This window comes from Pseudanabaena sp. FACHB-2040 (genome assembly GCF_014696715.1).
Lineage (GTDB): Bacteria > Cyanobacteriota > Cyanobacteriia > Phormidesmidales > Phormidesmidaceae > JACVSF01.
In genome coordinates, this window is sequence record NZ_JACJQO010000019.1 from 400,444 (window position 1) to 420,839 (window position 20,396).

The 20,396-nt window shown below is 55.0% G+C and carries 24 protein-coding genes, 1 tRNA gene and 1 other annotated feature; of the genes, 19 read left to right on the plus strand and 6 right to left on the minus strand.

Annotated features, from left to right (window positions below; translation table 11 throughout):
• Positions 1 to 4: 4 nt before the first annotated feature.
• The 3 genes from H6G13_RS22045 to H6G13_RS22055 all read left to right on the plus strand — a co-directional run bounded on the left by H6G13_RS22045 (position 5) and on the right by H6G13_RS22055 (position 1,298).
• Positions 5 to 280: an AbrB/MazE/SpoVT family DNA-binding domain-containing protein gene (locus H6G13_RS22045; protein ID WP_190486821.1), complete on the plus strand. Its 276-nt coding sequence runs from the start codon at positions 5 to 7 to the stop codon at positions 278 to 280.
• Entirely contained in the window at positions 268 to 597 is a 330-nt protein-coding gene (locus tag H6G13_RS22050) for a type II toxin-antitoxin system PemK/MazF family toxin (RefSeq protein WP_190486824.1), read from the plus strand. Before H6G13_RS22045 ends, H6G13_RS22050 begins: the two co-directional genes overlap by 13 nt.
• A gap of 407 nt (positions 598 to 1,004) precedes the next feature.
• On the plus strand, positions 1,005 to 1,298 hold the full coding sequence (locus tag H6G13_RS22055; protein WP_190486826.1) for a hypothetical protein: 294 nt from the start codon (positions 1,005 to 1,007) through the stop codon (positions 1,296 to 1,298).
• Between the two features lie 163 nt (positions 1,299 to 1,461).
• Here the strand turns inward: H6G13_RS22055 and H6G13_RS22060 are convergent, their stop codons facing one another.
• Positions 1,462 to 1,683, minus strand: a complete 222-nt coding sequence (locus H6G13_RS22060) for a hypothetical protein (protein ID WP_190486828.1) — start codon at positions 1,681 to 1,683, stop codon at positions 1,462 to 1,464.
• A gap of 81 nt (positions 1,684 to 1,764) precedes the next feature.
• The gene (locus H6G13_RS22065) at positions 1,765 to 5,739 is read right to left on the minus strand and encodes a hydantoinase B/oxoprolinase family protein (protein ID WP_190486830.1); all 3,975 of its coding nucleotides are present in this window, start codon (positions 5,737 to 5,739) and stop codon (positions 1,765 to 1,767) included.
• A 66-nt stretch (positions 5,740 to 5,805) separates the two neighbouring features.
• Here H6G13_RS22065 and H6G13_RS22070 point away from each other — a divergent pair, with 66 nt between their 5' ends.
• On the plus strand, positions 5,806 to 6,519 hold the full coding sequence (locus H6G13_RS22070; protein WP_190486833.1) for a Uma2 family endonuclease: 714 nt from the start codon (positions 5,806 to 5,808) through the stop codon (positions 6,517 to 6,519).
• A 4-nt stretch (positions 6,520 to 6,523) separates the two neighbouring features.
• Here H6G13_RS22070 and H6G13_RS22075 read toward each other — a convergent pair whose 3' ends face one another.
• Complete coding sequence (locus tag H6G13_RS22075; protein ID WP_190486836.1) at positions 6,524 to 7,849, minus strand: glutamine synthetase family protein; 1,326 nt, start codon at positions 7,847 to 7,849, stop codon at positions 6,524 to 6,526.
• Positions 7,850 to 7,950: 101 nt separating this feature from the next.
• On the opposite strand from H6G13_RS22075, the gene cofG reads away from it, so the two are divergent.
• The 5 genes from cofG (at position 7,951) to H6G13_RS22100 (ending at position 12,485) form a co-directional block, all read left to right on the plus strand.
• A complete protein-coding gene (cofG, locus tag H6G13_RS22080) occupies positions 7,951 to 8,958 on the plus strand; it encodes a 7,8-didemethyl-8-hydroxy-5-deazariboflavin synthase subunit CofG (RefSeq protein WP_190486837.1) in 1,008 nt (335 codons plus the stop codon).
• 39 nt (positions 8,959 to 8,997) lie between these two features.
• Positions 8,998 to 9,414, plus strand: coding sequence for a biopolymer transporter ExbD (locus H6G13_RS22085; protein WP_190486839.1), 417 nt, complete (start codon positions 8,998 to 9,000; stop codon positions 9,412 to 9,414).
• A gap of 139 nt (positions 9,415 to 9,553) precedes the next feature.
• Positions 9,554 to 10,471: a PstS family phosphate ABC transporter substrate-binding protein gene (locus tag H6G13_RS22090; protein ID WP_190486841.1), complete on the plus strand. Its 918-nt coding sequence runs from the start codon at positions 9,554 to 9,556 to the stop codon at positions 10,469 to 10,471.
• A gap of 216 nt (positions 10,472 to 10,687) precedes the next feature.
• Positions 10,688 to 11,434, plus strand: coding sequence for a hypothetical protein (locus H6G13_RS22095; protein ID WP_190486843.1), 747 nt, complete (start codon positions 10,688 to 10,690; stop codon positions 11,432 to 11,434).
• A 70-nt stretch (positions 11,435 to 11,504) separates the two neighbouring features.
• Positions 11,505 to 12,485, plus strand: coding sequence for a hypothetical protein (locus H6G13_RS22100; RefSeq protein ID WP_190486845.1), 981 nt, complete (start codon positions 11,505 to 11,507; stop codon positions 12,483 to 12,485).
• On the opposite strand, the gene map is transcribed toward H6G13_RS22100, so the two are convergent.
• A complete protein-coding gene (gene map, locus H6G13_RS22105) occupies positions 12,476 to 13,315 on the minus strand; it encodes a type I methionyl aminopeptidase (protein WP_190486847.1) in 840 nt (279 codons plus the stop codon). The genes H6G13_RS22100 and map overlap by 10 nt on opposite strands.
• 87 nt (positions 13,316 to 13,402) lie before the next feature.
• Positions 13,403 to 13,645, minus strand: coding sequence for a hypothetical protein (locus H6G13_RS22110; protein ID WP_190486850.1), 243 nt, complete (start codon positions 13,643 to 13,645; stop codon positions 13,403 to 13,405).
• 212 nt (positions 13,646 to 13,857) lie between these two features.
• Here H6G13_RS22110 and rplS point away from each other — a divergent pair, with 212 nt between their 5' ends.
• The 9 genes from rplS (at position 13,858) to H6G13_RS22155 (ending at position 18,476) form a co-directional block, all read left to right on the plus strand.
• Positions 13,858 to 14,223: a 50S ribosomal protein L19 gene (gene rplS, locus H6G13_RS22115; protein WP_190486852.1), complete on the plus strand. Its 366-nt coding sequence runs from the start codon at positions 13,858 to 13,860 to the stop codon at positions 14,221 to 14,223.
• Between the two features lie 63 nt (positions 14,224 to 14,286).
• Positions 14,287 to 14,359: transfer RNA gene (locus H6G13_RS22120), tRNA-Trp, on the plus strand.
• Between the two features lie 190 nt (positions 14,360 to 14,549).
• A complete protein-coding gene (gene secE / locus H6G13_RS22125; protein WP_190486854.1) occupies positions 14,550 to 14,801 on the plus strand; it encodes a preprotein translocase subunit SecE in 252 nt (83 codons plus the stop codon).
• Positions 14,802 to 15,464, plus strand: coding sequence for a transcription termination/antitermination protein NusG (gene nusG, locus H6G13_RS22130; RefSeq protein ID WP_190486856.1), 663 nt, complete (start codon positions 14,802 to 14,804; stop codon positions 15,462 to 15,464).
• A gap of 3 nt (positions 15,465 to 15,467) precedes the next feature.
• Complete coding sequence (rplK, locus tag H6G13_RS22135) at positions 15,468 to 15,893, plus strand: 50S ribosomal protein L11 (RefSeq protein ID WP_190486858.1); 426 nt, start codon at positions 15,468 to 15,470, stop codon at positions 15,891 to 15,893.
• Between the two features lie 128 nt (positions 15,894 to 16,021).
• Complete coding sequence (gene rplA / locus H6G13_RS22140; RefSeq protein WP_190486860.1) at positions 16,022 to 16,738, plus strand: 50S ribosomal protein L1; 717 nt, start codon at positions 16,022 to 16,024, stop codon at positions 16,736 to 16,738.
• A 66-nt stretch (positions 16,739 to 16,804) separates the two neighbouring features.
• Positions 16,805 to 16,966, plus strand: a sequence feature (ribosomal protein L10 leader region).
• Positions 16,967 to 17,037: 71 nt separating this feature from the next.
• A complete protein-coding gene (gene rplJ, locus H6G13_RS22145; RefSeq protein WP_190486862.1) occupies positions 17,038 to 17,571 on the plus strand; it encodes a 50S ribosomal protein L10 in 534 nt (177 codons plus the stop codon).
• 60 nt (positions 17,572 to 17,631) lie between these two features.
• A complete protein-coding gene (gene rplL / locus H6G13_RS22150; RefSeq protein WP_190486864.1) occupies positions 17,632 to 18,021 on the plus strand; it encodes a 50S ribosomal protein L7/L12 in 390 nt (129 codons plus the stop codon).
• 161 nt (positions 18,022 to 18,182) lie between these two features.
• Positions 18,183 to 18,476 (plus strand): DUF4090 family protein, encoded by a 294-nt coding sequence (locus tag H6G13_RS22155; protein WP_190486866.1) that lies wholly within the window; start codon positions 18,183 to 18,185, stop codon positions 18,474 to 18,476.
• Positions 18,477 to 18,516: 40 nt separating this feature from the next.
• Here the strand turns inward: H6G13_RS22155 and H6G13_RS22160 are convergent, their stop codons facing one another.
• Positions 18,517 to 19,332: a TlyA family RNA methyltransferase gene (locus H6G13_RS22160; RefSeq protein ID WP_190486868.1), complete on the minus strand. Its 816-nt coding sequence runs from the start codon at positions 19,330 to 19,332 to the stop codon at positions 18,517 to 18,519.
• Between the two features lie 154 nt (positions 19,333 to 19,486).
• On the opposite strand from H6G13_RS22160, the gene H6G13_RS22165 reads away from it, so the two are divergent.
• Positions 19,487 to 20,392: an alpha/beta fold hydrolase gene (locus H6G13_RS22165; RefSeq protein WP_190486871.1), complete on the plus strand. Its 906-nt coding sequence runs from the start codon at positions 19,487 to 19,489 to the stop codon at positions 20,390 to 20,392.
• Positions 20,393 to 20,396 lie beyond the last annotated feature (4 nt).

Consider the following 20,396-nt stretch of genomic DNA (forward strand, 5'->3'; position numbering starts at 1 on the left):
GATCATGGTCGCCTCCACCGCCACAACCCGCACCCGCATTGTCAGGATTGGCAACTCCCAGGGCATTCGCATTCCCAAGCCGATTCTGGAGCAGTTGGGGCTATCTGGCGAAGTTGAGCTAGAGATTCAAGCTGACCAGCTTATTATCCGCTCGGTGCAGGCCCCCCGCCACAGTTGGGCCGACCAGTTTCAGCAGATGGCCGAGTTTGAAGACGATACCCTGCTCGATGAAAATAGCCCCAGCCTGAGCGACTGGGATGAGGATGAATGGACGTGGTGATCAGGCGCTTCGATGTTATTCTTGTCAACCTCGATCCCACCATTGGCAACGAAATTCGCAAAACCCGGCCCTGCCTAGTCGTCTCCCCCGATGAGATGAATCGCTACATCTCAACTCTCATCGTGGCCCCCATGACTACGAAAGGCCGTGACTACCCCACCCGCATTACCTGCGAGTTTGAAGGCAAAGCCGGACAAATCGTGCTCGATCAGCTCCGCACAATTGATAAAAAGCGCATCATCAAAAAGCTGGGGGCCATTCCGGTGGTGACGCAGAAGGACGTTCTAGCCGTCTTGGCCGAACTCTTTGCTGAGTAAGAATGAGCCATCAGCGTCTGTCTGCCTGTTGTCTTTTTGTCTCTTTGAGGTGCGATCGCACCCTAGTCCAGCGCCCCTAAATCCGCGCAACATACAGACCCCAGGGTTCTTTAAGAACCCTGGGGTCTAAGGCTGGCTCATCAAAAGCCGTATCAGTTTTTACTTGTCTTTAGAGATCAAATCAGATAGCATGCTCAGCTATAGCTGTCTCACAGCAGCTTGTCTTGCCCCGAAAATTTGGTCTGCGGCACTGGCAGATGCGCCAACATCAACCAGCGCCTAACCCGTTGACAGCAAACACCTGTCTCAGGGCTGTCCTATTTTAGGTCGCTCTGTTACTTGCTCACTGTTGGGAAAAACCATCTTTTCGGGGATTCCTACCCATTAATTTCCAAGGAATCCCTGAAATGCTGCAAATTCAATACTTCTTGTCGTCTCCTCTCGCCGAGGCGGCACGGCCTCCTGCGCCTGTAGCCCCAATCCGGCCCAAGCGTGAGCGCTTACGCCTGTATCTAGTTGGCTCAGAAACAGCAATTCAAGGCGCAATCAACAGCCTGCACCTGCTGGGCTATGCCGAGCAATTTGAGTGGAGCCACGTCATCGACATTCCAGAAAATGGCCTGCTGATTCGTCCTGACCCCAGCGACGTGCTGCGTTACCTACAGCGCTACCGTCTCCCCACTCAGCCACTAGCACAATAAGTTCAGTCCCCATAGCGTTAGTAGGGTGCGTCATCGTAGCGCGTGACGCACCCATCCTCGCAAACAGTAGAGTCCCCGCAGGTTGAGTTGGGGCTTGGCAAAACTCAACAGTCTCAAGCTTTATAGCGCCTTGCAAGCTCGACACTAACCTACCAACACGCTGCTAAACCTGCTGTCCGGCTGCCACATAGGTATTGACCTGGGCCGTCAACTGATTGACCATTTCCACCAGCGCTGTCTGCTGAGCCGCAGTGGCCTTAAGCAAGCTAACCACCTGCATGTGCTGCTCAATCAGAGCCGCCTGCTGAGCCGAGGCCGCTTCTAAAATTGCGGTGGCGCTAGCGAGCCGCTGCTCAATCATTTCAAATCGTTGCTCAGGGGTCATGCGGGTTTCAAGGTGCCTGGTTAAAAGCGCCACCGTTGGCGGGGGCGTCGCTCGTACTGTAACACTTGACAGCCACTGCAGTTAGTCCGGCTGACAGGGGCCGTAGCCGCCGCCGCCGGGGGTTGCGATCGCAACCACATCCCCCACCTCCACAGCCACCGTCGCCTGGCTGCCCAGGATCTCGATAGTGCCCTCCGCCCGCTCCACCGCATTCTCCCCCACCTGACCCGGCTCTCCCCCCGACAGACCAAAGGGTGGCACCCGCCGATGGCTAGAGAGAATCGCTGCCGTCATCGCTTCTCGAAACTCCAGTCGCCGCACAATGCCGTTGCCCCCTCGGTATTGGCCGCTGCCGCCGCTGCCCCGCCGAATCGAAAACTCCCGCAATAGCACCGGAAAGCGCCACTCCAGCACCTCCGGATCAGTCAACCGGGAATTGGTCATGTGAGTATGTACGGAATCCGTCCCATCAAAGCCAGGGCCAGCCCCCGAACCGCCGCAAATCGTCTCGTAATACTGGTGCCGCTGATTGCCAAAGGTGAAGTTGTTCATCGTGCCCTGAGAACCTGCCATCACCCCCAGCGCCCCATACAGCGCATCCGTCACCGCCTGCGACACCTCCACATTGCCCGCCACCACTGCCGCCGGATAGCGTGGTTTTAGTAGAGAACCCTCTGGAATCACGATATCTAATGGCTTCAAACAGCCCGCATTAAGCGGAATGTCATCATCCACCAGCGTCCGAAACACATAGAGCACCGCCGCCTTACACACGGCAGACGGCGCATTGAAATTACTAGGTCGCTGCTCCGAGGTGCCCGTGAAATCAATGCGGGCTTTGCGCTCCTCGGGGTTAATTGCGATCGCTACCCGGATCTCGCTGCCATCATCCAAGGCATAGGTAAACGCCCCATCCTTAAGCACCGCAATCACCCGCCGCACGCACTCCTCAGCATTGTCCTGAACGTGCTGCATATACGCCTGCACTGTCTCCAAGCCATAGTGCTCCACCATGCGCCGCAGCTCCTGCGCCCCCTTCTCATTGGCTGCAATCTGCGCCTGCAAATCCGCCACATTCTGAGTCGAGTTCCGCACTGGGTAAGGCGCACCCGTCAGCAGATCCAGCAGCGCCCGCTCTCGAAACTCCCCGCCATCGACCAGCAGAAAGTTATCGATCAGCACCCCCTCCTCTTCAATCGTGGTGCTGGCAGGGGGCATGGAGCCTGGGGTGATGCCACCGATGTCAGCGTGGTGACCGCGTGAGGCGACGTAGAAGAGGGGAGGGGTGGGGGAAGTAGATGGGTGGATAGACGGATGGGTGGCTGGGGAAGTGGAATCGGTGGGAAGGAAAACGGGGGTGATGACGGTGATGTCAGGGAGGTGGGTACCGCCGTTGTAGGGGTTGTTGAGCATGTAGACATCCCCCGGCTTGAGCTGATCGCCCTTGGCCTGAATTAGGCTCTGGATGCTTTCTCCCATTGATCCCAGGTGAACTGGGATATGAGGCGCATTAGCTACCAGTTGCCCATGCTGGTCGAAAATGGCGCAGGAAAAGTCTAGACGCTCTTTGATGTTGACTGAGTAGCTAGTGTTTTGCAACGTCACGCCCATTTCTTCAGCAATGGCCCGAAAGAGGTTGTTGAAGATTTCGAGCATGACGGGATCGGGGGGAGTGGAGGGGTGGAGGGGTGAAGGGGTGGAGGGGTGAGAGCTTCCGCTGTCCGCCTGCTGCCTGCTGCCTTCCCACTCCTCTCTCTTCTCTCCCCTCTCCTCCCTTCTCAAAATCAAATACCCCCTCTCTGTCAAACTTGCTGACCAGCCAGGTTCGACAACGTTGGTGCCTGTTGGCTCAATTAGGATGGCAGGGCCAGTAATGGTGTCGCCAGGGATAAGGTCTTGTCGATCAAAAACGGGGGTGTCCCACCACTGATTTGCGGTGTAGACGGGGACGGTAGTTTTGGGTTTTAGGGAAGCACTTCTTTGAGCCTGAAGCGGGGGTTCTTCGGGCAGTTCGGTTTTGCCGATGACTTCCACCGAGACGGTGGCGACGATCAGGGGCTTGTCGGGCAGGGTGAAGCCGTAGCGTTGGTGGTGCAGGCGCTCGAAGTGCGATCGCATCTCCGCCACTGTTCCAAAATCCACCAGCAGCGTCGAATCGGTGCCCTCGTAGCGCAAATGAACCTGGGGCAACACTTGAAGCTGGGCAGTAGATTCTAGGGGAGCGGCTGTTTCAGGGACGGTGATACCTTGCTTCGCCAAATCAGCTTTGCCCCGGTTTGCCAGGTCAGCTAAGAGGGCTTCTAGATCAGCTCGATTGGCCTCCGACAAAGCAGCTTCAGCTGAGCGCTCATGCACCGACCGAATATCGGCCAGCCCCATGCCGTAGGCCGAGAGCACGCCTGCGTAAGGATGCAGAAAAATTTCTCGAATGCCCAGAGCATCGGCAATCATGCAGGCGTGCTGGCCGCCCGCGCCGCCAAAGCAGCAGAGGGCATATTCCGATACATCGTGGCCTCGCTGAACAGAGATCTTTTTGATGGCGTTGGCCATTTTTTCAACTGCGATCGCAAGAAACCCTGCCGCCACCTGCTCCGGCGTTCGCCTATCGCCCGTCTCACTCTGAATACGCTCAGCTAGGGCAGTGAATTGCGATCGCACCCCCTCCCCCTCCAGCGGCAAATTCCCCTCCGGCCCAAACACATGCGGAAAAAATGCAGGCTGCAACTTGCCCACCATCACATTGCAGTCAGTCACCGCCAACGGCCCTCCCTGCCGATAACACGCAGGCCCCGGATACGCCCCCGCCGAAGCAGGCCCCACCCGATAGCGCGACCCATCAAAGCTCAGAATCGAGCCGCCCCCCGCCGCCACCGTGTGAATCGCCATCATCGGTGCCCGCAGCCGCACCCCCGCCACCTCCGTCTCAAAAGCTCGCTCATACTCGCCGCTGTAGTGAGACACATCCGTTGAGGTGCCGCCCATGTCAAAGCCAATGATTTTGCTATACCCCGCCATGCGGCTAGTCTGCACTGCTCCGACAACACCCCCGGCTGGGCCTGACAGGATGCTGTCCTTACCCTGAAAGAGCGCCGCATCGGTGAGGCCGCCGTTGGATTGCATGAACATGAGACGGGGGAGGGGGGCAGAGGGTAAAGGGTTTAGGGGTTTAGGTTTAGGGTTTAGGGTTTTAGGTTTAGGGTTTAAGGTTTCGGGCAATTGTTCTTCTCCGCTCCCCCACTCCCCTGCTCCACCGCTCTGCGTCCTCCCCTCTCCCTTACCTTCCCCATCCACCCATTCACTTATCCACTCATCCACTCCCACTCCCCCTAACTCCCCCGCCACCCGATCTACATACCGCCGCAAAATCGGTGACAGATACGCATCTACTACGGTTGTATCGCCTCGGCTGATCAGCTTTATCAAGGGGCTGACCTGATGCGAAACCGACACCTGGGTAAAGCCAACCTGACGCGCCAGAGCTGCTACCCGCTGCTCATGAACCGGGTAGCGGTAGCCGTGCATCAGCACGACAGCACAGGATTGAATCCCCGCTGCCAGCGCCTCTTGTAGCGATGTGATTAATCGCGTCTCCTCCTCCTGCGAAAGCCCCTGCAGCACCTCTCCCTGGGCGCTAATTCGTTCCGCCACCTCGATCACTCGTTCATAGAGCATTTCCGGTAGCTCAATCTGGCGGGCGAAGATGTTGGGCCGATTCTGATAGCCGATCCGCAGCGCGTCTTTAAAGCCTTGGGTGATGACGAGCAAAGTGCGATCGCCTTGGCGCTCCAGCAGCGCATTAGTCGCGACGGTCGTGCCCATCTTCACCGCCGCAATCTGCTCCGCCGGAATTGGCGCATCCCCCGGCACCCCCATCAGCTCTCGAATCCCTTGGATCGGCGCATCCTGATAGCGATCGGGGTTTTCAGAGAGCAGCTTGTGTACGACTAGCTGACCATCTGGCCGCTGCGCCACGATGTCGGTGAAGGTGCCGCCTCGGTCGATCCAGAACTGCCAGCGACGATCTGAGGGCGATTCCGAGGGCAATGAAGAGGACATAGGGCAGCAATGCGACACAACAGTGACCAATAGCATAATGATAGGAAACCCCTCTGGAGAATCGCCGTGACTGCTGCGTTTTCACCCCAGACAGAGGCCGAGATTGACTATCCCAGCTCCGATGGTGAACCTGTGGCCGAAAGCTTCGTGCATCTCTATGCCCTGCTGGTCACGATGGAAGTGCTGCTGCAATACCTGGAAGGGCAGCGAGCAACGGTATTGGGAAACCAGTTTCTCTATTACGCTCAGGGCTTTCCCCGACTGCGGGTAGCTCCTGATGTCATGGTGATTTTCAATGTGGAGCCGGGGGGACGCGACAACTACAAGACTTGGGAAGAGGGTGAGGTGCCAGCCGTCGTTTTTGAAATGACCTCAAAAGGCACCCGCGAGCAAGACCAGGTGTTTAAGAAAACCCTGTACGAGCAGATGGGCGTTCAGGAATACTGGCTGTTTGACCCCAAAGGCGAGTGGATCGAAGGCCAGCTCAAAGGATATCGGCTGCGAGGAGAAATCTACGAACCAATTACTGATGGACGAAGCGAACCGCTCAAGCTCCGGCTCCAGGTAGAAGGCCAGCTCATCGGCTTTTACCGGGAGGATACAGGAGAGAGGCTGTTGATTCCAGCAGAGTTGGCCGCTTCGCTTAAGCAGGAAACCTTAGCCCGCCAGCAGGCCGAACAACAGGCCGAGCAAGCAAAACAGCGAGCCGAGCAGGCAGAGGCACAGCTAGAGCAACTTAAGGAGCGTCTACGGCAGGCAGGCATCGATCCTGACCAGTGAGAAATTAATACCGTTCTAGCAGCATCCGGACTTCTCCTTCCAGGTCCAAATCTTTCATCGCGTCCCACTCCGCCTGACGCACAGCCAAATAGGTCTGGGCCAACGGCTCTCCTAACGCTTGGGTGAGGGGCAGGTTCTGCCGCAGAGCATGAATTGCGGTTTTGAGGTCAGTCGGCAGCCGGTCGATCTGGCGGGCGCTGCGTTCGGCTTCGCTCAGAGTGCCAGGGTCGCAATCAATAGGTTCAGGCAGCGGCAGATTTTGCTGGAGGCCGTCTAGTCCGGCTGCGATCGCACCTCCCAACGCCAAATAAGGATTCGCCGCCCCATCCACCGTCTTCAGCTCAATATGAGTCGGGCTAGGCGGCGCAGGATTGCTAGGCACTCGAATCGCCGCTTCCCGATTGTCATAGCCCCAGGCCCGAAAGGCCCCGCTCCAAAAATGGGGCTGTAGGCGGCGGTAGGAATTGGTGCTAGGAGCCGTCAGGGCCATCAGCGCGGGGAGATGGGTTAGCAGCCCCGCCGTGAACGCTTGAGTTGTAGAGGAGAGCGCACCGCTGCCGTTCCCGGTAATGTTCCCACCATCGCGCCAAAGACTGAGGTGAAGGTGACAGCCACTGCCCGCTGCCGCTTCAAACACCTTTGGCACAAAGGAAGCCACCAGACCATGCTGACGAGCCACGGCCCGCACCGTTTCCCGGTAAATAATGTGCTGGTCGGCTGCGGCTAGCGCATCCGTGTAGCACACCGAGATTTCCTGCTGTCCCGGCCCCGACTCTGGGTAATACTGCTCGATCAAAACACCTTGGGCGCTCAGGGCATCTGCGATCGCATTAATCACCCCATGCTGCAAATCCATCGCCAGGCTAGCCGCAAACACTGTAGTATCCGCTGGCAAGATCTGCCCATTCTCATGCCGCAGCAGATAAAACTCCGGCTCAAAAGCCGCTTTAATCTCCAGCCCCAGCCCTGCCGCCTGCCCAATCATCCGCTTGAGAAACTGCCTGCCGCACCAAGGCCAAGGCTCTCCCGCCCGCACCATGTCCCCCATCACCCGCGCATGGCCCGGCGCATAGGGCAGTCGCTGCAGCGTAGCCCAATCTGGCACCAGCCACACCTCTCCCACCGGCCCTAGCCCACTCCCCGGAGCTACCGCATCCGCCATTACCGGAATCGCCTGCTGCGCCGCCGACAGCCCCACCCCTTCCTGTGCCCCCCCAAACGCATCCCGATGAATCGCCTTACCGCGAATCACGTTGGCATTGTCACACCACACCACCCGCAAAAACCGAATCTGATCCGCCTGAAGAGACCGGAGAATATCGTCATTCATCGCCACAAAGCAGGATTTGAAATCCCAACTATCCTACTGGGTTCTTACCATTAGAATCGTCACAAAACCGCCCTCCACCCCTCCACCCCTCTTCCACCCAAATGCCCCACCTCATCACCTACAGCCCCGCCTACACCCTCGTCCCCACCTACGAGTGCTTTAACCGTTGCACCTACTGCAACTTCCGGGTCGATCCAGGGCAAGATTCGTGGCTGAGTCTGACAGAAGCCCAACAGCGGCTCCAGCAGCTTCAGGGTCAGGGCGTCATCGAGATTCTTATACTAAGCGGCGAAGTTCATCCCCAAAGTCTACGACGACAGGACTGGTTTGAGCATATCTACAGCCTGTGTGAGCTGGCGCTAGACCTCGGATTTTTGCCTCACACCAACGTCGGGCCGCTCAGCTTCGACGAAATGGCTCGTCTTAAGCAGGTGAACGTATCGATGGGGCTGATGCTAGAGCAAATCACGCCTCGGCTACTAGAGACAGTTCATCGCCACGCGCCTAGTAAGGTGCCCGATCTGCGGCTTCAACAGTTGGCCTGGGCTGGAGAACTCCAGATTCCCTTCACCACCGGGCTGTTGTTAGGAATTGGGGAGACGCCGGAAGATTGGCGGGAGACATTGGGTGCGATCGCAGCCCTCCACCTCACCCACGGCCACATTCAGGAGGTCATTCTGCAACCCCACAGCCCTGGCACCTCCCAGGCCAAAGCCGAAAAGCCCTTTCCCCCAGCGCAGCTAATCGAAGTCGTGCAGATGAGCCGAGAACTGCTGCCTGCCGACATCACCCTGCAAATTCCGCCTAATCTGGTCAATGATGCCTGTCTGCTGGCTTGCCTAGAAGCAGGAGCCCACGATCTGGGCGGCATTGGCCCCACCGATGAAGTCAATCCTGACTATCCTCACCCCACGGCAGCGAGCCTGGCAGCCCGTCTACAGCCTGGCGACTGGCACCTGCAGCCGCGCCTGCCAGTCTATCCCCAATACGATACCTGGTTGCCCTCGCTGCTGCGCCAGCCAGTGCAGCAGTGGCGAGATCGCCTGGGCCAGCCCCCCGCTAACTGGACTAAGGCACCTGCGATCGCAGCTCAGAAGCAGTTAAGCTAGAGGGTAAATTTTGTCCATCTTTGACTCGGTCTAGAAATTATGCGCTTCCAAGACCGCACTCGCAGTTCCGGTATTCCCGAAGTCAACCTCGTCCCGATGATGGACGTGCTGATGACAGTACTGACCTTTTTCATCATCATCGCCATGACCCTAACCGGAACTCAGCTAGCCAACGTGCGGCTGCCGCAGTCGGTCACAGGGGCTGATCAAGAACCCGCCGCTCAGACCGTAGACCCTTTAATTGTGGGCCTAGACAGCAACGGCGACTTGGTTATGGATAACCAGCCCATCTCGTCGGCTCAGCTAGATCAGCGCATTCGCACCTACTTCGGCCAAAATCCCGAAGGCAAAATTATTCTCAAAGCAGATCGCGATCTGTCCTACGAAACCGTGGCCGATCTCCTGACAGAGCTGCGTGCCATTGGCGGCAATCGAGTTTCGCTAGCAGTTGAATAGGTAATCGCCAACCCCTTTTACCTTTCTTTAATTAATTCAACGCACTCTCATAATCTCTTTACGGTTCACCCTTTACCTGGGGCCGATAGGGTTACGTGTGGCCAGTTTTGACATATCAAACGCCACGGAGTGTGATTGTATGGTTGTGAGCGAAGTTAAGCTCAATCGTGTTGCTGTTGCAGGTGCGATCGCAGCATTGGCAGCCCTAGGAGTGTCTGCTCCCCAGGCCCTGTCCCAGAGTGCACTGATTGAAATCGACGGCTCGAGCACAGTTTTCCCCATCTCCGAAGCGATGGCGGAAGATTTTATGGCGGCTAACCAGGGCAGCCAAGTTGTTGTCGGTGTCTCAGGTACCGGCGGCGGCTTCAGGAGATTCTGTGAAGGTGAGACCGATATTTCCAACGCATCTCGCCCCATCAAAGATTCAGAGAAAGAAGCCTGTGCGGCAGCAGGCATCGAATTTATCGAAATTCCCGTCGCTTACGACGCCCTCACTGTTGTGGTCAACCCTGACAACACTTGGGCCCAAGAAATGACGGTCGAACAACTCAAGATGCTGTGGGAGCCCGACGCCGAGGGCACTATCACCCGCTGGAACCAAATCGATCCTAGCTGGCCCAACCAGCCCATCAACCTGTTTGGCCCTGGTACAGACTCCGGCACTTTCGACTATTTCACAGAAGAAATTGTGGGCGAAGCTGGGGCTAGCCGCGCTGACTACACCGCCAGCGAAGACGACAACATCCTAGTCGTCGGCGTCGAGCGCGATCGCAACGCCCTCGGTTACTTTGGCATGTCCTACTACCTGGAAAACCAAGAAAGGCTAAATGCCGTTGCCATTGACGGAGTTTATCCCACCCCCGCTAACGTTGAGAGCGGCAGCTACACACCTCTATCCCGGCCACTCTATATCTACGTCAGCAGAGCCAGCCTCGAGAAACCTGAGGTGCGCTCTTTTGTGCAGTACTACCTAAACAACGCCGAGGACATCGTTCCCGAAATTGGTTACGTACCGCTGCCCTCTGCTCAGTACAGCGAAGGACTCGCTGCCCTGTAGACCTCCCTTAGCGCCTTAATCAGCAGCTCATCAAAACTCTTGGGGCAGTTCATCTACCCCAAGAGTTTTTGACAGCGCTGTGATGCGATCTCAGGAAGATGCGATCGCATCTTCCGTGTAACCACCATTGCCACTACTGCTCAAGCAATTACCCTAGTTATGGGCGATCAATTCAGGCCCTCACCCTCAAAAAGACCTTACCTCTCAAAATGGCTGGTGGCTCCACTCTTCATTACCTCGATAGCACTTCACGCTATTCTGCTGGCCTTTCCATTATCCTCTCCTCAGACGGCTGTAGAGCCAGAGGAAGCAGAGGAAGAAGAACCTGCCGTTATTGATATTCTCGGCATTGCTCGACCTGAACTAGTTGAGCCTGAGCCGATTGAAACAGCACCTCCACCCTCAGCAGAAACGCCTCCAGCCACAGCTCAACCAGCTCCTTCCCCAGCCGCCGCCGCCCCAGCCAATCCCGATACCCTGCCGCCGCCCGAAGACAATCCTGTCGACGATCCTCCAGCAGTAGACGATCCATTCCAAGCCCCCCCCGCAGACGAGCCTCCAGCCACTCCTGCTTTCGATCCCCAGGCCTCCCGACAGCAGTTCTTCGCAAACCTCCCCAATATTGGCGTGTCGGACTACACGGGTACGATTGGGCTACCAGATCGCAGGAGGTTCAGAAATCCAAGCAGCGCCGACCGGTTTCTAGCTAACGTCGATCACACCCCGACTGCACTGCCAAACACCACCGCCCGATGGTTGGATAAAGAACCTGGTACAATTCTGCGGGACGGCCTGCAGGCTGCCTATGAAGCCAGTGGATTAAGCTTTGTGGAGCAAGAAGCCTTTGTAGAAGAGCGCTTCTTTGAAGCCCAAAACGCTGAAGGCCAAACAGTTTTCTACATTAGTCTGGTTCAGCTTGAGGGCTCAACCTTACTCGTTATGTGGGACAACGATCCCCGCTAGTTGCAAAACCATGAGAAGACCCTCCGAAAGTAAGCAAAAAACAGGTTCCTGGCGACTTTTTTGGGCTCCTATGCTGCTGGCATCCCTAGGGCTTCACGTCGCCTTGCTCTTCATTCCCACCGCTGCCTCCGATGAGGCAGACATCCCCCCACCTGATTTTGAGCAAGACGATATTGCCATCACGCGCATTCCTCCCAGTGCCCCCCCCAGCCAGCCCACTGCCGCACAGCCTGCCGCCTCAACACCAGTTGCCGCAGTCGGCAGCCAAAGCCGTCCTGCCCAGTCAGCAGCTCCCCCAGGATCAGCGCCAGGAACAGCATCAGCCACCCCAGCAGCAGGCAGCAACGCTCGTAACCAGGCTCAAAGACCAACTCAGACCCAGTCTCGCCGCGATCGCACCAATCAGACATCCCGCCAGAATCAGCCCTCGGCTTCATCCGAGAGGGCCGCAGTTCCTACCCTTAGTCAATCCCCGTCAAATACCCCGCCTAGCCCCCCTAATCCAGGAGCACCCCTGCCGTCTGTTCAGCGGCAGCCGTTTAACTCAACAATCCACCAAAAGCTACTAGCCCATGCCCAAAGCCTGACGCTGCCAGCAACCCAGATTAATCAGCTAGCAGCTGCCCTAACGCAGCAATACACTTTCTCACCCATCAACACCAGCGGAACCGAGTACAGCGTCAATCTGTCTCAGTGGATAGAGTCTGTCAAACAGGCTGCCGGACGACCCGATCTGTGGAATGAAGACTTAGAGTCATCCCTCACGCTCAAGCACCATCGGCGGGTCTGCCTGAGCCCTGATCCACTGCCTGCTGTGGTCGGTGCAGTGGTTAGTCCCAGCGGCCAGATTCAAGGAGAACTCAGTCTGCTCCAAAGCACCGGCTACGGCTTCCTAAATACGGCAGTGCTAGAGATGGTTAAACAGCACAATTTCCCGGCTACCGGCGAACAAAAAGCTTACACCGTCGATACGGCTATCCAAATCGAGTACGGTAGCCAGGCGTGCCTAAAGCCCTATTCTCAGCCGGCAGAAACCACTGCTCAAAGCTGAGTGCGATCGGTAAGAATTTCGTAGCCGTCTTCAGTTACTAAAACCGTATGCTCAAACTGGGCTGAGAGACTGCGATCAACAGTCACAACAGTCCAGCGATCGCTCAGCGTGCGCGTATGCTTCGACCCGGCATTGAGAATCGGTTCAATCGCCAGAGTCATTCCCGGCAGGAGCTTCACATTGGGCAACTGACGAGTGCGGAAATTAAATACTGAAGGAGCCTCATGCAGGTTCCGACCCACGCCATGCCCCGTAAAATCTTCGACCACGCTAAAGCCAGAGGCATTGATACTGTCCTCAATCGCCCCAGCAATATCGAGTAGACTATTGCCCGGCTTGACCTGGCCAATACCGGCATAGAGAGCTGCCTCAGCCGCTGCCATCAGCTGCTGTCCCTGCTCTGAAATCTGACCTACTGCGATCGTGATACACGAATCTCCGTGGAAGCCATTGTAGTAAGCCCCCGTATCGACCTTAAGCAGGTCCCCTACCCGAATCACCTTACGACCCCGAGGAATGCCGTGCACGACCTCGTCGTTGACACAGGCACAGATAGAGGCCGGAAACCCGTGGTACCCCTTAAAGCTAGGCGTCGCCCCCAGCTCTCGAATGCGCTGTTCAGCATACTCGTCCAGATCAGCCGTGGTCATGCCCGGTTTGACCTGCTCAGAGATTTCCTTCAAGACGGTCGCAACAATGCGAGCGGCTTCTCGCATGATGGCGATCTCCGCCTCAGACTTCAGCTCAACACCATTGGCCCGACGACCTGAGCGGCGAGAACGAGTTGCCTCAGAAGAACGCTTTGAAAGTAACTGGGACAAAATTTTCATATCAATAGCTAGTGCTTAAAAATCACAAAGCGGTTAAGGCACAGACACGACGGCCAAAGAGCCGACAAACAACCTTAGAAGCAAACTTCAGAAGCAAATTTCTTCCAAGCAAGGGTCTGAGCTGGCCTGCAGCACAGACTCTACCCAAGATGTTGGCGAATCCTCTGCCTCAACAACCTCAAAAATATCAGGAGCCAGATCAGGATGATAAAAACCAACCGCAGCCGTTTTATCCACTCGCCCCACCAGGAAGTTCAAGCCCAGAGCCACCGCCATGAACGTATAGAGGCAAATACAGATAGTCAGGAGAGATTGACGGAGATACTGCATTAAGGGGGTTATCCGGTCTTTGAAGGAAAATACACTCGCAAAAGAGGCAGGGCCAGTCTACTTTAATGCTACTCATTTAGTGTACGGTAGGTAAGCCAAGGTCTAAAGCCATCGACTACAAACCATCTCCGGTTTCGTTAGTGGGCTTAAAGAAATTTGGCTTTTTGCGGTACTTACCGTATAATGATAGACCGTGACTTTGACAGGCCTTTATGAACGCAGAGCAAATCATCCGCTCGATTGAGGCGGAGCACTTAAAAACAGATCTGCCCGACATTTATGTCGGCGATACTGTTCGGGTTGGCGTTCGCATTCAAGAGGGTGGCAAAGAGCGGATTCAGCCCTACGAAGGTACAGTCATTGCCAAGCGCAATGGGAGCATTAACGAGGCCATCACCGTCCGCCGAATCTTTCAAGGAGTCGGTGTTGAGCGGGTTTTCCTGGTTCATGCACCTCGGGTTGCTAGCATCACCGTGCTTCGTCGGGGTCGAGCTCGTCGTGCCAAGCTTTACTACCTGCGTGACCGGGTGGGCAAAGCAACTCGCTTGAAGCAGCGATTTGATCGTCCGATCAAGTAAGATCTTGGTTACGGCCAAGGTAGCTTGATTGGGTGGGGTTAACCAAATTAAGTTTGGCCTCATGCGTCCTTAGTTCAGTTGGTAGAACGCAGGTCTCCAAAACCTGATGTCGAGGGTTCGAGTCCTTCAGGGCGCGCTGAACACGGCACCAATTCTGCCTGAAGTTACAGGGGTCTTAAGCATTTAAGCTGACTTGACTGAGCTTCGGGTAGAATTGTTGTTTGGGTAGTTTGGGGTCGTATTGCAGCCAGAAGTGCACACTTGGGCTGCTATTTGAGGCGGTAAATTGCCACCTCTTCCATCAGACAGCACAGGAGCCAAACGCAGTGGTCAAGAAAGACACCAATACAGAAACAAAGCGCAAGGATGCTGACAGCCAGCCCACTGCTGGCGGCAGCGGTCTTGACGTTGGGGGCTTTTTGCAGGACACCAAGGAAGAGTTGGGCAAAGTTGTCTGGCCAAGCCGTCAACAGCTCATCAGTGAATCAGCCGCTGTCATTCTAATGGTCAGTCTTTCTGCCTCCCTGATCTACTTGATAGATAAGCTCTTTGGCTGGATGTCTAGGCAGGTATTTTAGATGACCTACGCATCGGACGAATTTAACTACGATGAGTCCACGCCTGAAACGGCGGAAGAAGAGCTTGACAGACCTGACCTTACCGAAGAAGCCTTAAAGCGCAAAGCTCGGTGGTATGCGGTTCAGGTCGCTTCCGGCTGTGAAAAGCGGGTGAAGTTAAATCTGGAGCAAAGAGCTAAGACTCTGGATGTGGAAAATCGCGTGCTTCGCATCGAAATTCCTCAGACTCCCGCAATCAAGCTGCGTAAAGACGGTTCTCGACAAAATATCGACGAGAAGGTCTTTCCTGGCTACGTGCTAGTCCGCATGGTGATGGATGACGAAACGTGGTCAGTTGTTAAAAACACGCCTCACGTCATCAACTTTGTAGGGGCAGAGCAGCGCCGTGCTGTCGGTCGAGGCCGAGGCCACGTCAGACCCATGCCATTGAGCATGACTGAAGTAGAGCGCATCTTCAAACGGGCCGAAGAGCAAAAGCCTGTGGTCAAGGTGGATATGGCACCGGGCGACAAGATTTTGGTGCTCTCAGGACCGTTTAAAGACTTTGAAGGGGAAGTGATTGAAGTTAGCCCCGAACGCAGCAAGCTGAAGGCGCTGCTGTCCATTTTTGGACGTGACACGCCGGTAGAGTTGGAATTTAATCAAGTCCAGAAAGAGAGTTAATCGATGGCGAAGAAGGTTGTTTCAATTATTAAGCTAGCCATTCCTGCTGGCAAGGCAAACCCAGCGCCTCCTATTGGTCCAGCTTTGGGTCAGCACGGGGTCAACATCATGGCCTTTTGCAAGGAGTACAATGCTAGAACGGCTGATAAGGTAGGCCTAGTAGTTCCGGTTGAGATCTCCGTCTTTGAGGATCGCAGCTTTACCTTCATTCTGAAGACGCCGCCAGCCTCGGTTTTAATCAAAAAGGCAGCGGGTATCGAGCGTGGATCTGGTGAACCTCAAAAAGTTAAGGTAGGCTCCATCACTCGCCAACAGCTGCGGGAGATCGCCGAGACAAAAATGCCTGACTTAAATGCCAATGATGTCGAAGCCGCTATGAATATCGTTGAAGGCACCGCTCGTAATATGGGTGTTACGGTTCAAGACTAGGGTAGTAGCAACCCTGGCTTGTTAGCCCTGACATTCTTTTTTCAGCAGGGCCTTTCAGAGAAAATAAACTTTGTTGTTTACGGGGAAGAGGCTGAGCTTCGTTATTACCCCAAGGAGTATCAAGCAAAATGGCTAAAAAAGTTTCAAAGCGCCTGAAAGCGCTTCAGGAAAAAGTTGAAGATCGGCTGTATGAGCCGGTAGAAGCGCTTTCCCTACTCAAGGAAACAGCTAACGCCAAATTTACTGAGTCTGCTGAAGCCCACATTCGTCTGGGCATTGATCCTAAGTACACGGATCAGCAGCTGCGGACGACGGTGATTTTGCCTAAGGGCACAGGTCAAACTATCCGAGTAGCCGTCATTGCCCGAGGCGAAAAGGTGACTGAGGCGAGCGATGCGGGTGCTGATATCGTAGGTTCTGAGGAACTGATTGACGATATCCAGGGCGGCATGATGGATTTTGACATCCTGATTGCTACCCCCGACATGATGCCTAAAGTAGCTAAGCTCGGTCGTCAGCTTGGTCCTCGGGGTTTGATGCCCTCACCTAAGGGTGGGACGGTAACTTTTGATCTGCCTCAAGCAATCTCGGAGTTCAAAGCAGGTAAATTGGAATACCGGGCTGATCGAACTGGGATTGTTCATGTTATGTTCGGTAAGGCGGATTTTTCAGGTGAGGATCTGCTGGTTAACTTGAAGGCGCTACAGGAGAGTGTTGACCGCAACCGTCCTTCTGGGGCTAAAGGTCGCTACTGGCGCAGTGTGGCTATTTCAGCAACGATGGGTCCATCCATCTTTCTAGATGTCAGCAGCCTGCGTGACTTCAAGTTGTCCGAAGCTATATAGGCTTTTGAGCTGATAGGTTTACTGAGCAGTTGAAGCTTCTGCAGGAGAGTGTCTAGAGTCTGACTTCCTAAAACTGTATAACAACCGGAGACAGCAGGTGCTGACTTGTGTTAGCTGAAAGTCCTGCCGAGGTATGCATTCGCTTCTAGAAACTCACTGTACTAAGCAGTGAATCTAGTTTTGTGAGTCAACCCCGGCATCTCTTCGCCGGGGTTTTTGAATTTCTGGCGGCTGTTTTAGGCCCTGACCTGTGGGCAAAAGCTTGACAACCGTTCCCACTTTTAAGGAGGTGAGATTGAATGGGGAGAACGTTAGAGGACAAGAAGGAGATCGTCTCAGAGCTTAAAGAGCTGCTGAGCGAAGCCCAACTAACCTTTGTAATCGATTACAAGGGGCTGTCTGTGGCAGAAATCACCGATCTGCGTACACGTCTACGTGAGAAAGGTGGCGTTTGCAAGATCGCCAAGAACACCCTGATGCGGATTGCCGTGGAAGGGGATGAAAGCTGGCAACCTATGCAGGAATTCCTGAAGGAATCCTCTGCATTTTTGGTAGTCAAGGAAGACGTATCGGGTGCGGTCAAAGCTTACAAGGAATTCCAAAAGGTTTCCAAGAAGACCGAACTGCGCGGCGGTGTGATGGAGGGCAAAGCGCTCTCCAAAGAGCAGGTTGAAGCCATTGGCGATCTGCCGTCTAAAGATCAGCTGTACGCGCAAATTGCGGGTGCGCTCAATGCTCTGGCCACTAAGGTTGCTGTGGGTATCAAAGAGGTGCCGTCTTCCCTGGCCCGAGGAATTAAGGCTGTATCTGAGCAGGATAACGACGCTGCTTAGGCAGCTGTCGGCAGTCGGATTTAATGTTTGATTTGGTCCAATACTAAGGAGATTAGTGGAATGTCTGCTGCAACTGATGAAATTCTTGAGAAGCTTAAGACCCTGACCTTGCTGGAAGCAGCTGATCTGGTCAAGCAAATTGAAGAAGCCTTTGGCGTTAGCGCGGCGGCTCCGGCTGGCGGCATGATGATGGCGATGCCCGGCGCAGCAGCTCCGGCTGAAGCAGAAGAAGAGAAGACCGAATTTGACGTCGTTCTCGAAGAAGTGCCTGCTGATAAGAAGATCGCTATTCTTAAGGTGGTCCGGGCGCTGACTGGCCTTGGTCTGAAAGAGGCTAAGGAGTTGGTTGAATCTGCACCTAAGTCTGTTCGCGAAGCAGTGGCTAAGGATGCCGCTGAGGACGCTAAGAAGCAGCTAGAAGAAGCTGGTGCTAAAGCTTCCGTTAAGTAAGTCAAGGGTAAGAACTGAGTAAAGTGCTCGGTTTTTAACTCTAGCCCTGGTCTTTTTAGACCAGGGCTTTTTTGTGTCTAATGAGATGTCTAATAAGACCTGTCGGGAACAGGAGATCGCCTTCTGATAGGATGCCAATGGAGATTGTAAAGGATTGACCTATGACCGTAAATCCGGCTGAAACGACCGGCGCAGATGCAATTGATGTTGCGATCGCACAAGGTCTCGACTTTGATGGCACCCCGATTCCTGCGGCTCGCTTAGAGCTATACAGCAAAGTAATGGGCATCGAAGCCCAGCGCCAGCGCAGCGGCGTTACTAACACTATGCGCTCCCGCATTGTTCGCATTGGGGCCAAGCATTTTCCCAAAGATGAGCTAAACCAGATGCTGCAGGCAGCTGACTTTGCGCCCCTGAAGGAGAAGGAAATTGCTTTTTACTACGGCGGCAAGTAGGGGCAACGCGTTGTAGAAATCCTGACCGCAACGCCTTTCCCTACGTCAAATCGTTCTGAGCACTCTGAGTCAGGGCTTGAATGTGGCTCAATTCCATTGGCCCTGTCTCTGCCCCCTCACTTTTGAGCCAGAGTAGATACTCAATATTGCCGGCTGGGCCGACAATCGGTGACCAGGTCAGCCCCTGATAGAGCCAGCCCAGCGATCGCGCCACCTGCACCACACACCAGATAGCCTCAGCTTGGTCTTTAGAGTCCCGCACCACGCCCTTTTTGCCCACCTTTTCCCGGCCTACCTCAAACTGGGGCTTAACCAGGAGGATGACCTCGCGAGGAGCCACCAAGAGTTGCCAGAAGGCAGGCAAAACCTTGCCTAGCGAAATAAAAGAAACGTCCATTACGCCTAAGTCTGGACGAGGGGCTTCTGGGCTGTAGAGGTCTTCTGGGGACAAATACCTGAGGTTGGTTCGTTCTCTAAGGACTACCCGCTCGTCTTGGCGCAAAGACCAGGCGGCCTGGCCATAGCCCACATCAATGCCATAGACCTGCTTTGCGCCTGCCTGCAGCAGACAGTCGGTAAAGCCCCCGGTAGAAATGCCGCCATCAAGGCAGATGCGATCGCAGACCTCTATCTGAAATTCACTCAGCGCCTTAGCCAGCTTTTCACCGCCACGCGAGACATAGGGCGACTTTTGCTTGACCTGAATCGTTGCTGTCTCGGCAATCAGCGTACCCGGTTTGTCTACTACAGCATGATCGACCTGAACTTCGCCAGCTCGTATCAAACGTTGAGCCTGTTGCCGCGAGTCGCATAGGCCGCGTTCCACCAAAAGCATGTCTAAACGTTGTTTGGCCAAGATCTCGTATCCAGTTTTACCCCTTCCCCTGATTATCCTACCGGGCCTGTAGAATCCAGGGCATTAGTCTCGAATCTACCGACTACGGTTGGGAATTTAGCTGTAACTTTTTATGATGAAGGAAGAACATGAAACACTTCTTGATAATCTCCCTATGACTGCCCAACTCGTTGCCGACTTCGCTTTAGAAAAGCAGACCTGGACCTGGCAGGGCTACAACATTAAGTATGTGGTGCAGGGCACCGGACAGCCCCTGGTCTTAATCCACGGTTTCGGAGCATCGAGTGGGCACTGGCGCAAGAATATTCCAGTGCTGGCCGCTGCCGGGTATCAAGTGTTTGCCCTAGATTTGTTGGGCTTTGGCGGATCGGAGAAACCTGCGATCGCATACTCCCTCGATCTCTGGCAAGATCTGCTCAAAGATTTCTGGACCGTCTTTATCCAGAGGCCAGCTGTGTTTGTCGGCAACTCCATTGGCGGGCTGCTAGCGATGATGATGCTAGCTAACCACCCTGAGATTGCCGCTGGCGGCATCTTGCTAAACGCAGCAGGCGGACTCAATCACCGGCCCGACGAACTCCCCCCACCCCTGCGGCTGGTCATGGGCTCATTTACCAAGCTGGTCAGCTCAAACTGGGCCGGGCCCCTGCTCTTTAATCAAGTACGCCAGAAGCACCGGATTCGCGGTTCCCTGCGGCAAGTCTATGGCAACAAAGACGCTATCACCGATGAACTGATAGACATGCTGCATCAACCAGCTTTAGAAGCCGGTGCCCAAAAAGTCTTTGCCGCCATTTTGACTGCGCCTCCTGGCCCTAGACCTATCGACCTGCTGCCCCTGATCCAACAGCCGCTGCTGGTAATTTGGGGGGAAGACGACCCTTGGACTCCAATCAAAGGCGCAGAAGTCTATAAGACGTTAAGCACAGCCGTAGACGGCCAATCTGTTGTTACCTTTCACAGCATTCCAAAAACAGGCCATTGCCCCCACGATGAGCGCCCAGACGTCGTCAATGCCCTCATGATTGACTGGCTAGCAACGCTAGCGGCCTTTGCTTAAAGTC

Bases quoted from the DNA above. Each gene is read 5' to 3' on its own strand.
- H6G13_RS22045 (WP_190486821.1), top strand. From the start codon at position 5: ATGGTCGCCTCCACCGCCACAACCCGCACCCGCATTGTCAGGATTGGC.
- H6G13_RS22050 (WP_190486824.1), top strand. From the start codon at position 268: ATGGACGTGGTGATCAGGCGCTTCGATGTTATTCTTGTCAACCTCGAT.
- H6G13_RS22055 (WP_190486826.1), top strand. From the start codon at position 1,005: ATGCTGCAAATTCAATACTTCTTGTCGTCTCCTCTCGCCGAGGCGGCA.
- H6G13_RS22060 (WP_190486828.1), bottom strand. From the start codon at position 1,683: ATGACCCCTGAGCAACGATTTGAAATGATTGAGCAGCGGCTCGCTAGC.
- H6G13_RS22065 (WP_190486830.1), bottom strand. From the start codon at position 5,739: ATGTCCTCTTCATTGCCCTCGGAATCGCCCTCAGATCGTCGCTGGCAG.
- H6G13_RS22075 (WP_190486836.1), bottom strand. From the start codon at position 7,849: ATGAATGACGATATTCTCCGGTCTCTTCAGGCGGATCAGATTCGGTTT.
- cofG (WP_190486837.1), top strand. From the start codon at position 7,951: ATGCCCCACCTCATCACCTACAGCCCCGCCTACACCCTCGTCCCCACC.
- H6G13_RS22085 (WP_190486839.1), top strand. From the start codon at position 8,998: ATGCGCTTCCAAGACCGCACTCGCAGTTCCGGTATTCCCGAAGTCAAC.
- H6G13_RS22090 (WP_190486841.1), top strand. From the start codon at position 9,554: ATGGTTGTGAGCGAAGTTAAGCTCAATCGTGTTGCTGTTGCAGGTGCG.
- H6G13_RS22100 (WP_190486845.1), top strand. From the start codon at position 11,505: ATGCTGCTGGCATCCCTAGGGCTTCACGTCGCCTTGCTCTTCATTCCC.
- map (WP_190486847.1), bottom strand. From the start codon at position 13,315: ATGAAAATTTTGTCCCAGTTACTTTCAAAGCGTTCTTCTGAGGCAACT.
- H6G13_RS22110 (WP_190486850.1), bottom strand. From the start codon at position 13,645: ATGCAGTATCTCCGTCAATCTCTCCTGACTATCTGTATTTGCCTCTAT.
- rplS (WP_190486852.1), top strand. From the start codon at position 13,858: ATGAACGCAGAGCAAATCATCCGCTCGATTGAGGCGGAGCACTTAAAA.
- nusG (WP_190486856.1), top strand. From the start codon at position 14,802: ATGACCTACGCATCGGACGAATTTAACTACGATGAGTCCACGCCTGAA.
- rplK (WP_190486858.1), top strand. From the start codon at position 15,468: ATGGCGAAGAAGGTTGTTTCAATTATTAAGCTAGCCATTCCTGCTGGC.
- rplA (WP_190486860.1), top strand. From the start codon at position 16,022: ATGGCTAAAAAAGTTTCAAAGCGCCTGAAAGCGCTTCAGGAAAAAGTT.
- rplJ (WP_190486862.1), top strand. From the start codon at position 17,038: ATGGGGAGAACGTTAGAGGACAAGAAGGAGATCGTCTCAGAGCTTAAA.
- rplL (WP_190486864.1), top strand. From the start codon at position 17,632: ATGTCTGCTGCAACTGATGAAATTCTTGAGAAGCTTAAGACCCTGACC.
- H6G13_RS22155 (WP_190486866.1), top strand. From the start codon at position 18,183: ATGACCGTAAATCCGGCTGAAACGACCGGCGCAGATGCAATTGATGTT.
- H6G13_RS22165 (WP_190486871.1), top strand. From the start codon at position 19,487: ATGACTGCCCAACTCGTTGCCGACTTCGCTTTAGAAAAGCAGACCTGG.